Here is a 12,995-nt window from a genome sequence, read left to right on the forward strand (position 1 = left end):
AGGTCAACCGCTTGACATCCAAGCTCCTGGGATGTCTTTGAGGTGTCTCGTAAAACTCGACGCATGTGGTTACGTCAGCATTCGACGGCCCGGTCGTCATGTTGACGGGCTCAGGAGGGGGTTCGGTTGTCAGGCCTCTCGGGGCCGCGCGTGGAGGGGGTCGTCTGCGGGCGGGGAGTGGCGTGTACTTACATTGTTGTGGGCAGGCCCGCGGGTCCTGCGTTCGTGCGCAGCGTGGCGCTCCTTCCCGATGTCGACCTCTGTGGTCGGGGCCCGCCCCGGTTCTGGAGCGACAGAGCGAAGGAGCGCAGCGACTGAGCGGCGGAGTGAAGAACCGGGGTTAATAGGGCCCCGACCCGCGCCGCCGGAGGCGGCGCCGAAGATAGGGGTGTTGTTTTGGCCGAGACCACCGTGCTGGTCACCGTTACCGGGCCCGACCGTCCCGGTGTGACGTCGGTTCTGCTGACGGCCATGTCGCGGCACCGGGTGAGTCTGCTCGATATCGAGCAGGTGGTGATTCGCGGCCGGCTCACCCTGGGCGTGCTGATCAGTTGTCCGTCCGATCCCGAGTCGTTGCAGGACGAGCTCGAGGAGGCGATGAACACCGTCGGTATGCAGGTGGATATCGATATCGATGCCGATGTCGCGCGGGCCCCGGTGTCCACGCACGCCGTGGTGGTGCTCGGTTCGCCGGTGACGGCGCGGGCGTTCAGTGCCGTGTCCCGGGAACTGGCCGGGCTCGGGGCCAATATCGATACGATCCGCGGTATCGCCGACTACCCGGTGACGGGTATGGAACTGATGGTCACCGCGCCCGACCACGGCGGAAATACCGATTCGCGGTTGCGAACCGCGCTGGCCGAGGTGGCGGTCATCGAACGCGTCGATATCGCGGTGGAGCGGGCCGGGCTGGCGCGCCGGGCCAAACGGCTGATCGTCTTCGATGTGGATTCCACCCTGATCCAGGGGGAGGTGATCGAGATGCTGGCCGCCTACGCGGGTGTCGAGGAACAGGTCCGGCAGGTCACCGAGGCGGCGATGCGCGGGGAGATCGATTTCGGGGAATCGCTGCGGCAGCGGGTGGCGACCCTGGCGGGACTGGACGAATCGGTGATCGGCGAGGTCGCGGCCACGATCACGCTCACTCCCGGTGCCCGGACCACCATCCGCACGCTGAAGCGGCTCGGGTTCCGGTGCGGGGTGGTTTCCGGCGGTTTCCGGCAGGTGATCGACCCGCTCGCGCGCGAACTGGATTTCGATTTCGTGCAGGCCAATGTCCTGGAAGTAATCGACGGGAAACTCACCGGCCGCGTGGTCGGGCAGGTCGTGGACCGGGCCTACAAGGCGACCGCGTTGCGGGCGTTCGCGGCGGAATCCGGGGTGGCGATGGAGCAGACGGTCGCGGTGGGCGACGGCGCCAACGATATCGATATGTTGAACGCGGCGGGGCTGGGTGTGGCTTTCAACGCCAAACCGGCACTGCGCGAGGTCGCCGATACCGCGCTTTCGCACCCCTATCTGGACGCCGTGTTGTTCATCCTGGGCGTGACCCGGGACGAGGTCGAGGCCGCCGACGCCGAAGACGGCCTGCTACGTCGCGTTCCGCTGGGGTGAGAGGTGTGCATGGCGCGCGGTGGTTCGAAGGCCGCTCGTGTCCCGTTGTCGCGCGCTCGGGGCCGGCGCCCGCGGCGGATACGCTCGGCGGGCCGAACGGCGGGACAGGCCTCCACCATTCGACGGCCTCGTTCGACCCGCACCGCGGCGGTCCGCTGGTGAGTTCGTGGGTAGGCTGTCGTCCGGTGTTGCTCGGGTGCTGGGAGGGTTGGTGAAATGCCGGATAGCGGCGTGACGGATGTGGCGGCGAACGGTCACGACATTGATGCGGATCCGGACCTGGAGGACGGTATGGATCCCGACTTCTTCACGGACCCCGGATTTTCCGAGCGTCACGCCGAACTCGCCGCGGGATACGGGGGTCTGGGTGACCCCGAGGATCCCGCGCAGGTGCAGGCGATGCAGATGGTGCTGCACATTCCCAAGACCGACCCGCCCGCGCGCAGCGATGTTCTCGCCGCCGCGGCGGCCGCGGCGGTCGCGCTCTGCCTGGATCCGCGCGTCGGCTCCGAAGGTGAATGGGAGCAGCGGTATCTGGCCTGGAAGCGGTCGCGGATCAGGAAGGTCGCCCGGCGGGCGCGCGGTGCCCAGTGGGCGGCCGCGAACGAGGTCCCGGGTGTGACCTTCGAGAGCGGCGGTGCGCTGGTGCGGGCACTGGCACCGGGCCCCGTGGGATCGGTCGACGCCCGGATCCGGCGACTACAGATCGGCGGCACCGACCTGGAATCCGACGATCCCGGTCCGGTACCGCTGGATGTCCCGGTGTTCTGGGTGAACGCCGAACTCGGTATGACGGTCGGCAAGGCCGCGGCCCAGGTCGGGCACGCGAGCATGCTCTTCGCCGGCGCGCTGCCGGTGGAACAGGCCCGGACCTGGGCGGAGCGCGGATTCGCCTGCGCGGTTCGCGAAGCCGGACCCGACCAGTGGCAGATGCTGCGCGCGGCCGTCACCCGCAGCGCGGCGACGGCGGTACGCGACGCCGGTTTCACCGAGGTCGCGCCCGGGTCGACCACCGTGATCGCCACCCGGCCCGCGCGGCCGGACCAGTGGTAGCGGATGCGCACCGTGCACGTCGTCACCCACCCGGAAGCCACGCATCACGTCGACCGGGTGGGCGGCTGGTACGACTCCGGGCGCATCGCCGCGGGTGAACGCGCCGCGGCGGTGCGCCGGGGACTCGTTGCGGTCGTGGTGAGCCGCTGCGATACGCGCCACCTCCGGGCCCGCCGCTGAGACGCCGATCTCCCGGGAATCTGCCCCGTTGGTCCCGTTTGTCGCATACCCGCAGGTCTGGGCGGCGTGTCGCGTGGGGTCCCGTCCGGTGCTCCGGTGAATCACGGGTGCCCGGTGCCGCGATCGTGTTCGCCTCGAGACAAGATGGAGCGCGTGGCGCACCCCGATCCAGATCTGCTCATCGACTTCACCAACGTTTCCATCCGCCGCAACGGGCACACCCTCGTGGGCCCCGTGACCTGGCAGGTCGAACTCGACGAACGCTGGGTCGTGCTGGGCCCCAACGGAGCCGGTAAAACCTCGCTGTTGCAGATCGCGGCGGCCGAGACCCACCCCTCCTACGGCACCGCTTTCGTACTCGGTGAACGACTCGGAAAAACGAACGTCAGCGAACTGCGGCCCCGGATCGGGTTGTCATCGGCGGCGCTGGCCGCGCGCATCCCGGCGGAGGAGCGGGTGGCCGATCTGGTGGTCTCGGCCGGTTACGCGGTACTCGGCCGCTGGCGCGAGAAATACGACGACGTCGATACCGATCGAGCGATCGACATGTTGGAAAGCCTGGGGGCCGAACATCTTCTGGACCGCACCTACGGCACGCTGTCGGAAGGTGAACGCAAACGGGTCCTGATCGCCCGTGCCCTGATGACCGACCCGGAACTGCTCCTGCTGGACGAACCGGCCGCCGGTGTGGATCTGGGCGGCCGCGAGGAACTGGTGGAGAGCCTCGGCGACCTGGCATCCGATCCCGACGCTCCGGCGCTGGTACTGGTCACCCATCATGTGGAGGAGATCCCGCCGGGGTTCACCCACTGCATGCTGATCAGCGAGGGGGAGATCGTCACTCAGGGGTTGCTCGACGATGTGCTCACCGCCGAACATCTCAGCGAGGCTTTCCGGCAGTCGATCGCGCTGGACCGGATCGACGGGCGGTATTTCGCGCGGCGGGCGCGGCGGCTGGGGCGACACCGGTCGCGATAATGGTGACATACATCAGGGGCGCAGCCCCGCTCGAGTCGGTGCGCAGACAGCACAGCTACTGTGCGAAGGGTGACTGAGACGACTGTGCCGGATTCGGACACCGGGGTGCCCGACGCCAAGGACGCCTCGACCGTGATGCTGGTGCGGGACGGTGCTTCGGGTCCGGAGGTGTTCCTGCAACGGCGTGCCGGGGCCATGGAATTCGCCGCCGGGATGACTGCTTTCCCGGGTGGGCGAGTGGACCCGGTCGACGCCGAGGTGGCGATCGAATGGGCCGGGCCCGTGCCGCGGTGGTGGGCGGAGCGGTTCGGGGTGTCCGAGACCCGGGCCAAGGCGCTGGTCTGCGCGGCGGTGCGGGAGACCTTCGAGGAGTGCGGGGTGCTGCTGGCCGGCCCCACCGCCGAGACCGTGGTCGCCGATACCACCGGATACCGGCGGGAACGGGAGCGGATCGAGGGGCGGGATCTGACGCTGTCGGAATTCCTGGCCGAGCAGCGGCTGGTGTTGCGCGCGGATCTGCTGCGCCCCTGGTCGCGCTGGATCACTCCGACCGTGGAACATCGTCGCTACGACACCAATTTCTTCGTCGCCGTGCTCCCCGAGGGCCAGTTGGCCGACGGAGCCACCACCGAGACGGACCTGGTGCAATGGTCGACCCCGGCCGCGGCACTGGCGACCTGGCGGGCCGGCGAAAATGTGCTGCTGCCACCGACCTGGTCGCAGCTGGCCTCGCTGGCCGATTACGCGGATACCGCGCAGATCCTGGCGGCCGAACCGCGCATCGATCCGATCCAGCCGGTGTTCGGTGAGGTCGACGGGAGGAAACTGCTGCAGTTCCCGGACAATATGCGCTACTTCGCGGACCTGCCGGATCCGTCCCGGCTGGTCGGGTCGAAGGGGATGCGCGATACCGATCCGTCCCTGCTGGGCGGCTCGGGGAATGCGGGCGACGCCGCCGGCGGCCGGTAGCGTAGCCGTCCATGGCGGAATTCGTATCCCTGTCCCGGCTCGGGTCCGACGACGCGAGCGGCCCCGGGCGTGGTGTGGCGGTGCTGCGTATCGCCCGCCCGCCGATGAACCTGTTCGACACCCAGCTGATCCGTGAGATCGCTGCGGCGGCTGCCGCGTGCGGTGCCGATCCGGCGATCGCGGCACTGGTGGTCTACGGAGACGAGCGGGTCTTCGGCGCCGGTGACGATCTGGCCGAACTCGCCGAACTCCCCGCCGAACAGGCCGCCGCCATGGCCGCCGATCTGCAGGCCGCGCTGAACTGCCTGGCGGCAGTCCCGCAACCCACGGTCGCCGCGATCAGCGGATACGCTCTCGGGGCGGGCCTGGAACTGGCGCTGGGCGCGGATCGGCGGATCATCGGCGACAATGCGAAACTGGGCTTTCCGCAGATCGATGCCGGTCTGATCCCGCTCGCCGGGATCCGGCGGCTGTCGCTGCTGATCGGCCCCGGGCCGGCCAAGGACCTGGTGTACAGCGGCCGTTTCGTGGAACCGGACGAGGCCGCGCGGCTGGGTCTGGTGGATCAGGTCGTCGCGCCCGACGACGTACTGGGGGCGGCGATCGACTGGGCCCGCCGGTTCGTCGACGGTCCGGCACGGGCGTTGGCCGCCGCCAAGGCGGTTTTCGAGGCGGGACCGCATGGTCACGAACGGGCGCGCACCGAATGGGCGCAGCTGTTCGCCACCGAGGATCAACGTATCGGAACCCGCTCCTACCTGCGTGACGGGCCGGGGTCGGCAGTGTTCACCGGGCGCTGAACGATTCGCGGGCCACCACAACTCACCCGGTGGTATCGAACGGCCGACGGCCGAAGGAAGGCGTACCTCCGCCTCCGCTCCGGCCGTGCGCGGACTGCGGATGGGCTACGCCCGGTAGCACCTATTAGGCTCTCCGACCATGACGGTACGCCCCGACGACCCCGCACCACATCCGCACGCCACCGCCGCGGAGGTCGAAGCAGCATTCGAGGACACCAAGCTCGCCCAGGTGCTCTACCACGACTGGGAAGCCGAGACCTACGACGACAAATGGTCGATCTCCTATGACGAACGCTGTATCGACTACGCCCGTGGCCGGTTCGACCTCGCGGTCGGCACCGATGCGGAGCTGCCGTACGACCGGGCCCTGGAACTGGGCTGCGGTACCGGTTTCTTCCTGCTGAACCTCATGCAGTCCGGGATCGCGAAGAGCGGTTCGGTCACCGACCTGTCGCCCGGCATGGTGAAGGTCGCCCTGCGCAATGCCGAGCGCCTGGGCCTGGATGTGGACGGCCGGGTCGCCGACGCCGAGACCATCCCCTACGACGACGACACCTTCGATCTGGTCGTCGGACACGCGGTCCTGCACCACATCCCGGATGTGGAGCAGTCGCTGCGGGAATGCCTGCGGGTGCTCAAGCCGGGTGGCCGTTTCGTCTTCGCCGGGGAACCCACCACCATCGGCAACCTGTATGCCCGCAACCTGGGCAACATCACCTGGAAGGCGACCACCGCCCTCACCAAGCTCCCGTTCCTGCGGGATTGGCGCCGCCCCCAGGAAGAGCTGGACGAATCGTCGCGCGCCGCCGCGCTGGAAGCCGTGGTCGACCTGCACACCTTCGATCCGACCCAGCTCGAGAAGATGGCCCGGTCCGCGGGCGCGGTGAACGTCGCCGCGAAGACCGAGGAATTCGCCGCCGCCCTGTGGGGCTGGCCGGTGCGGACCTTCGAGGCCGCGGTTCCCGACGATAAGCTCACCTTCGGTTACCGCATGGCGATGTACCGTGCGTGGCTCGGGCTGAGCTGGGTGGACGAGAACGTGATGCGCCGGGTGGTGCCGCGCCAGTTCTTCTACAACGCCATGATCACCGGAGTGAAACCGGCCGCCGCCGGAAAATAGTGGGATACGGCTTCAGCGCGGCCGATATCGGCTACCTCGGTGCGGCGGACGGCGCGGCCGCGCTGGCCGAGGTCGCCGGACTGGAACTCACCGCGGCGTCGCAACTGCGCGACGTGGCGGTGGTGCGGCGGTGGTACGGCGAGCGGGCTCCGGCGCTGATCGAAACGGTGCGCCTGCGCCGCCGCGCGGCGGCCAAACTGCACGGTGCGCAGGACTGGCTGCTGACCGACGAAGCGGTACAGCAGGCCACGCCGACCCTGGTCGCCCGCCATCGTGCCCACCGGCTGGCCGGCCGCGACGTCCACGATGTGACCTGCTCGATCGGCGCGGAGCTGGCCGAACTGGCCCGGGTGTGCCCGCGGGTGGTCGGCAGCGATCTGGACCCGATCAGGCTCGCCATGGCCCACCACAACCTGACCCACCCGATCCCGGAACCGATCCACGCCAGCCTACTGACGGCAGCACCCTCGGTAACCACCCGCCAAGGGAACACGCCCATGGGCGGGGCCCGCCCCGATTCTGGAGCGACAGAGCGAAGGAGCGAAGCGACTGAGCGCCGGAGTGAAGAACCGGGGTTAATAGGGCCCCGCCCCGCGGCGCCGAAGGCGACGCAGAAAAATACCGTGCTGGTGCGCGCCGACGCGCTGGCCCCGTGCACCTCCGGCACGGTCGTCGTTGCGGATCCGGCGCGCCGGGCCGACGGCAAACGCACCTCCGACCCGGCGGCGCTGCAACCGCCGCTACCGGATCTGCTGGCGGTGTACGCGGGTCGTGATCTGGTCGTGAAATGCGCTCCCGGATTGGATTTCGACCGGTTGGACTGGGACGGTGAGGTCGAGATCGTTTCGCTGGACGGTGGGGTCCGGGAAGCGTGCCTGTGGTCGCCGGGGCTACGCGAACCCGGTGTCCGCCGCCGGGCCACCGTTCTCACCTCGGCGGGTGCGGCGACCATGCTCACCGATACCGATCCGGACGAGATCCCGGAGCGGGAACCGGGGGAATGGATCGTGGACCCCGACGGTGCGGTGGTCCGCGCCGGACTGGTTCGTCATTACGCGGCCCGCCACGGTCTGTGGCAACTGGATCCGCGTATCGCCTACCTGACCGGTGACCGTCTTCCCGAAGGTGTGCGGGGCTTCCGGATTCTCGACCGCTGCGTGCTCCGGGAGAAGGTGTTGCGGGCCGAACTGCGCCGCCGTGACTGCGGCCGGCTGGAGATCCTGGTCCGCGGTGTCGATATCGATCCCGATGTCCTGCGGCGACGGCTCAAGCTCGCCGGTTCCCGGCCCTATACGCTCGTCATCACCCGCATCGGCAGTACGGCCACTGTATTCCTGTGTGAGGCTTCGCGCCCCTGAGCGGGCGCGCGGCGCGGAGCAGCTCACCACAGCAAGTGCCGCGCGAATCCGGCCGGGCGAACGTATCGCTCGCCGCGGGGCGGCGCCGACCGGAACAGCGCCTGCCGGGTAGCGGAAGTCATCGATACCTCGGGTGCCGCGCAACAGCGGAACGGATTCCGCGGATCGCATATCCGGAACATGTTACGGAAGTCCGATGTAGCGCGGCGGCTCCCCGTCCAACGCCTCCAGGATCGGAATCGGTTTATCAGTGGGCAGTCCGTTCTCGTCGAACGAGAGCACCCCGCTGGCCCCGCGGACCGCGGTGGCCCCGTGCAGGCGTTTCATCGCCTGTAGGACCTGGTCGGAGTGCACGGTGCTCCCGGCGTACCCGGCTGCCTGCCGGATCGCCTGGACAGCCGTCACCACCGCGTCGTGTTCCATGACGGCAGCGAAATCCTCCAGGGTGTCGTCGGAGAACGCGCGATAGCAGACCGGGCCCGCGCAGCCGGGCGAGAACTGCTGGACGGAGTGCACATTGAACCTGTCCGGATGGTCGAGCCAGGCCTGCGGATGGACGAGCCCGGTGTACAGCACCGATACTCCGGTTTCGAGCGCGACCCGGGCGGGGCTCTCCGAGATGCGGTAGTACGGCATATCGTCGGCGGTGACCACCCGGATCGGCAGCTCTCGGCAGCGGCGTTCGGCGAGCGCGGTCAGGAAGGTGAGCGCGTGCGCGGCCCGGCCCGCGAAATAGATGGTGTCCGGGGCGTTCTGGCAGATGTTCGGCATCATGTAGTGGAACGCGTTGGCCACATTGCCGATATCGGAGTCATAACCCTCCACCGTGCCGGCGAAGCGTTGCGGATCGTCGGGGAAGCTCGCCGCGAACGCTTCGGCGAGGGTCCGGCCGTAGTGGTCGACCGGACTGTCGTCGCGGACGATCAGGATTCGCCGGCTGCGTGTGGAAAGGTATTCGGCGGCGGTCCGCGCGTGGTCCGCGGCGGAGGGGGAGACCCGCAGGAATCCGCGGAGCACCGGCAGATCGCCGGCGGTGAGAGTGGAGCCGACGACCGGGATCTGCAGTCCGGTGAGATGTTCGATGGCCCGGACCGCGTTCTGGACACTGAACGCGATGCCGGTGACCGCGACGATCCGCTCGGACGCGCGCCGTGCCTCGATCTCGCCGACCGCGGTTTCCCATTCGGCGAAATCACTTCCGGGGTTGGCCGGCAGCAGCCTGATCTTGGGTGTGTCCCCCCACACCGGGGTCCGGTTCGCCGCGAGCTGTGCCAGATGCGCGCCTTCGAGCCGGTGCCGGATACCCGATATGGTCACGATGCCCTCGGTCGTGTCGCCCGGTGTCATCGGCGACAGCATCACGATGCTCACATACGGAGCACCGGAACTCTCGACGGCGCGGTTCTCGTCCAGGATGCGCTTCTCGATATCGGCGAGTTCCGGGGCGAAGACCACGTGGCCGTCCGTGACACCGACGCATTCGTCGTGTGGTCCGCTGTGGACGACGCCCGCACCGCAACTGTTGTCCGACCGGAACACCGTGGGCAACCAGATCACGGCGGTGACGACCAGCGCCACGACCACGAACGTGGCGGGGACCCACCACCACTTCCGGTAGCCGGGTGGTGGGGGCTGGATAAGAGTGCTCATCGATACCGCTCCGCCCTTTCGTACAGCAGCAGGGCCCCGCGGCCGAGACCCCTGGCCAATTGCCGGAATTCGTTCTCGATGGTGCGATCCAGGGACCGCTGCGGGTCGCCCAGCGGGTCGTTGGAGACCCACAGCGCGGCGATCAACCAGGCCAGTTGGTGTTCGGGTTCCAGACCGTTGTCCCGGACGATCGCCTCGACCTGAGCGAACGGGGTTCCCTCGTCGTCCGGCCGGCGCGGAGCGGCGGTGATCAGGTCCAGATCGGACAGCCAGGCGGTGGCCGTGGTGCGGCCGAACTCGGCGTGGCCGGGTACGAACGGCCGCCCCAGATACTCGATCGCGCCGTCGAGCCGGCCGAGCGCGAGATCGTGGTAGAGGGCCTCGGCCTCGTCCTCCGGATCCCCCTCCGCGAACCTGCGCCGGTAGACCTCCCGGCAGATCGTGTGGGTGCCTTCCCAATTCCGCGGATCCTCCGGTCCGCGTCCGGCGAGTTCACAGAGCAGGATCCGGCGCAACCAGGTATCGAGCACCATCTCCGGTTCCGGCCCGTCGACGGTGCGGATCCACAGCCGATTCCGTAGTTCCTGAAGCAGCGCTTCGCCGTCCGGTAGGGCGGAATCCAGGACTTCCGGCTGATAGATGACGTCCACCGTGCGGCCCGCGGCGGCGGTCACCAGGTCGCGCATGCTCTCGGTCTCCAGGAAATCACCGAGCAGCCGTTCCCGGGCACGTTCGAGCACGGTGCCCGGTATCTCGACCGGGTCCGGCAGCGGATCGTGCGCGGTACCCACGGTCGCGGTGAGGACGGTGCGTGCGCCGGCGAGCGGATCGTCCGCACCGGTCTGGCTCAGTGCGGCGATGACATCGGCGGTCCCGGCGGCGTTCCCGGCGGTCAGCGACCGGACGAAGGCCGCGACCCGGGGGATCGAACGCATCCGCTGGTCGGCGGCGAGGTCGCCGATGGTCTGTTCGCTCAACCGGCTCAGATCCACCAGGTACCAGGGGAGCCAGGACGTCGCCGGACTGTCGGCCGATACCCAGTCGGCGAGGATATCGGGCGGGTTGCGCGGGGCGGGCCAGTCGATACCACCGGTGCGGTGTTCGGGTTCGCGGCGTTCGGTGTCCTCGCTGGAGCGGTGCATTCCGGGGCGGTGCCAGCATTCGCTCCACGCCGGTAGCCACTGCTCACTGGTGGCGACGACCACCAGCGGATCGGGCTCGGCGCCGTTGCGCCGGCGCGCCTCGCGCAGGGTCTGCAGGAATTGCCGTCCCGCGGGGGTGTGCGCGTTGTCCAGCAGCAGTACGGAATTGAGCGTTCGCCGCGCACCCCGGACGCCACCGTAGGCTCGGCGCAGATCGTGCAGGAAGGCCATACCGAAAATTGCGTCGGCCTCGGTGCGGGCCTCGTCGTCGCCGTGTGCCCATTTGGCGAGATCGATGAGCATGTCTTCGCGCTGGATCTGGTCGCCGGTCAGCCGTGGGCCCTGTTTGATCCGCCGCCTGATATTGAGCCGATTCAGGCTCTGCAACAGGGTTTCCACGGTCATGCCCACCCACGGCGACATCCCTTCGGGCACCTGTCCGGCGGCTTCGAGGATATCGGCGACACTCTGACTGCGTGCTTCCATCGGCTGGGCACTGGAGACGACCTGGCGCAGATTCTGCAGCGCCGCCCGGCGATTGTCGTCGTGCATGTGCAGCGTGCTGCCCACCGCGACCAGGCACAGCCACAGTTGCGGAAAGGCGATCCGGCCGAACTGGCGCCGATACCGGCCCAGCTCGAACGCGAGTTCCCCGAACACTTCACGTGGTGCGCGTTCGCCCTGCCGCAGATCGACCTGCGCGAGCGGAAGTTTCGCGCAGCGCTGCGCGAGTGCCTGCAGCAGTACGGATTTCCCGCTGCCCGGCGGCCCCACCGCCACCACCACCGGCAGCGATCGGCTCCGGCCCTCCGGCCGCTGGACCAGCTGCTCGATCAACACCCCGGTGATCGGCTCCAGCCCATGCAATTTCGGGCCCTCCACAGGCATCGCCCCTCCCGGATCGGTATCGATATCCGGCATATCGATTTCCGGCACCTCGTGGACGCCCCGGTCACCCCGGTCCGAGCTGGGCGAACCGGTCGAAGATATCGATCGGTACAGCCATCGTATGCGTACCTCAGCCTTCGCTCCGGCCGTGCGCGAAAATATGTCGACATTCCGACCACAGCACCGGCAGGCCCGAGCCTCGGCAATTACCCCGGCGTTGCCGGGCGCATGGAAAAAGCGAAATGTGAAACGGGGGCGTGCGAATTGTCCGGTCGTGATCCCCCGGGCCCTCGGGGATCGTCAGCGCCCCGACACCGAGGCCGACAACGACGACAACCAGCAGAGGGGGGTCGGGGGGTACTGCATGGTGCACACGAGACCGACTCGCCCGGGTGCCTGCTGCTCGACGACCGGCTGTGGCCGTGGCTCGAGCGGTAGGGCCGAGGATGTGGCCGCGGTGGCGGCCGGGACCGTCAGCAGAGCCGATACGAGCAGACCTGCCCGGAGAACATGACGCATGATCACTTCCTTCCGATCGGGCGGTACCGATCAGCATCGAGGCTAGTGACGTTCGCCTTTGCGGCACAGCCCCGAGTTGCCCTGCCCATGGTTCTCCGGGCGGCCCGATCCGTCGACCCGTGGGGCGGGAGCGGGTCCTCCGCCGGTGTCGGAGCGCCGGGGTACGGTCGCTGCATGACCATGTACGCCGCGCTGCTGCGGGGGATCATGCCCAGCAATCCGAATATGAGCAACGACAAGTTGCGCGGCGTGTTCACCGGACTCGGATTCGAATCGGTGGCCTCGGTGCTGTCCAGCGGCAATATCGTCTTCGCCACGGCGGATACCGATATCGCCGAACTCGAGGATCGCATCCAAGAGGCACTGAACACCGAACTCGGTATTCCGGGCGGCACCATCATCCGCGCCGAGTCCGAGCTGCGGGATCTGCTCGATCGCGATCCGTTCGCCGGTTTCACCCACGGTCGCGGCACCTACCTCACCGCGACCTTCTTCAAGAGAACCGGAGAGGCCCCGCCCGTCGAGCCGGCCGACGGTGATCCACTCACCAAGATCATCGGTTACGACGCGTCGGCCCGCGTCTTTCTCACGGTGATCGACAACAGCACGTCGAAGACGCCGAATTTCATGGCCTGGCTCGAGCGTGCCTACGGCAAGGACATCACGACCCGCACCTGGCTCACCGTGCAGCGGGTCCTGAAGAAGATCGATGCGGTGAAGTAGG

12 protein-coding genes are annotated in these 12,995 nt (G+C 68.4%); 9 read left to right on the top strand and 3 right to left on the bottom strand.

Translation table 11 applies throughout. From position 1 onward, the window contains the following. Positions 1–396 precede the first annotated feature (396 nt). The 8 genes from serB to IEY68_RS29835 all read left to right on the top strand — a co-directional run bounded on the left by serB (position 397) and on the right by IEY68_RS29835 (position 8,072). Complete coding sequence (gene serB, locus IEY68_RS29800; RefSeq protein WP_058854972.1) at positions 397–1,614, top strand: phosphoserine phosphatase SerB; 1,218 nt, start codon at positions 397–399, stop codon at positions 1,612–1,614. Positions 1,615–1,905: 291 nt separating this feature from the next. Next, the gene (locus IEY68_RS29805; protein ID WP_058855011.1) at positions 1,906–2,667 is read left to right on the top strand and encodes an aminoacyl-tRNA hydrolase; all 762 of its coding nucleotides are present in this window, start codon (positions 1,906–1,908) and stop codon (positions 2,665–2,667) included. A 3-nt stretch (positions 2,668–2,670) separates the two neighbouring features. Then, positions 2,671–2,847 (top strand): hypothetical protein, encoded by a 177-nt coding sequence (locus tag IEY68_RS36505; RefSeq protein WP_229719121.1) that lies wholly within the window; start codon positions 2,671–2,673, stop codon positions 2,845–2,847. A 144-nt stretch (positions 2,848–2,991) separates the two neighbouring features. Continuing rightward, complete coding sequence (locus IEY68_RS29815) at positions 2,992–3,825, top strand: ABC transporter ATP-binding protein (RefSeq protein WP_058854973.1); 834 nt, start codon at positions 2,992–2,994, stop codon at positions 3,823–3,825. A 135-nt stretch (positions 3,826–3,960) separates the two neighbouring features. After that, a complete protein-coding gene (locus IEY68_RS29820; protein WP_229719128.1) occupies positions 3,961–4,794 on the top strand; it encodes an NUDIX hydrolase in 834 nt (277 codons plus the stop codon). A gap of 11 nt (positions 4,795–4,805) precedes the next feature. Beyond that, positions 4,806–5,594, top strand: a complete 789-nt coding sequence (locus IEY68_RS29825; protein ID WP_058854974.1) for an enoyl-CoA hydratase-related protein — start codon at positions 4,806–4,808, stop codon at positions 5,592–5,594. A gap of 139 nt (positions 5,595–5,733) precedes the next feature. Then, the gene (locus IEY68_RS29830; RefSeq protein ID WP_058854975.1) at positions 5,734–6,714 is read left to right on the top strand and encodes a class I SAM-dependent methyltransferase; all 981 of its coding nucleotides are present in this window, start codon (positions 5,734–5,736) and stop codon (positions 6,712–6,714) included. After that, entirely contained in the window at positions 6,714–8,072 is a 1,359-nt protein-coding gene (locus tag IEY68_RS29835; RefSeq protein WP_058854976.1) for a class I SAM-dependent methyltransferase, read from the top strand. Before IEY68_RS29830 ends, IEY68_RS29835 begins: the two co-directional genes overlap by 1 nt. 183 nt (positions 8,073–8,255) lie before the next feature. Here the strand turns inward: IEY68_RS29835 and IEY68_RS29840 are convergent, their stop codons facing one another. The 3 genes from IEY68_RS29840 to IEY68_RS29850 form a co-directional block, all read right to left on the bottom strand. Next, a complete protein-coding gene (locus IEY68_RS29840) occupies positions 8,256–9,722 on the bottom strand; it encodes a type 1 periplasmic-binding domain-containing protein (protein ID WP_156426190.1) in 1,467 nt (488 codons plus the stop codon). Then, entirely contained in the window at positions 9,719–11,752 is a 2,034-nt protein-coding gene (locus tag IEY68_RS29845) for an ATP-binding protein (protein WP_189094555.1), read from the bottom strand. The genes IEY68_RS29840 and IEY68_RS29845 overlap by 4 nt, the downstream gene beginning before the upstream one ends. 300 nt (positions 11,753–12,052) lie before the next feature. Further along, complete coding sequence (locus tag IEY68_RS29850; protein ID WP_156426192.1) at positions 12,053–12,271, bottom strand: hypothetical protein; 219 nt, start codon at positions 12,269–12,271, stop codon at positions 12,053–12,055. Positions 12,272–12,445: 174 nt separating this feature from the next. Between IEY68_RS29850 and IEY68_RS29855 the strand changes: the two genes are divergently transcribed. Continuing rightward, positions 12,446–12,994: a DUF1697 domain-containing protein gene (locus tag IEY68_RS29855; protein ID WP_058854979.1), complete on the top strand. Its 549-nt coding sequence runs from the start codon at positions 12,446–12,448 to the stop codon at positions 12,992–12,994. Position 12,995: the final 1 nt, after the last annotated feature.

Origin of the sequence: Nocardia jinanensis (assembly GCF_014645735.1) — a bacterium.
GTDB lineage: Bacteria > Actinomycetota > Actinomycetes > Mycobacteriales > Mycobacteriaceae > Nocardia > Nocardia jinanensis.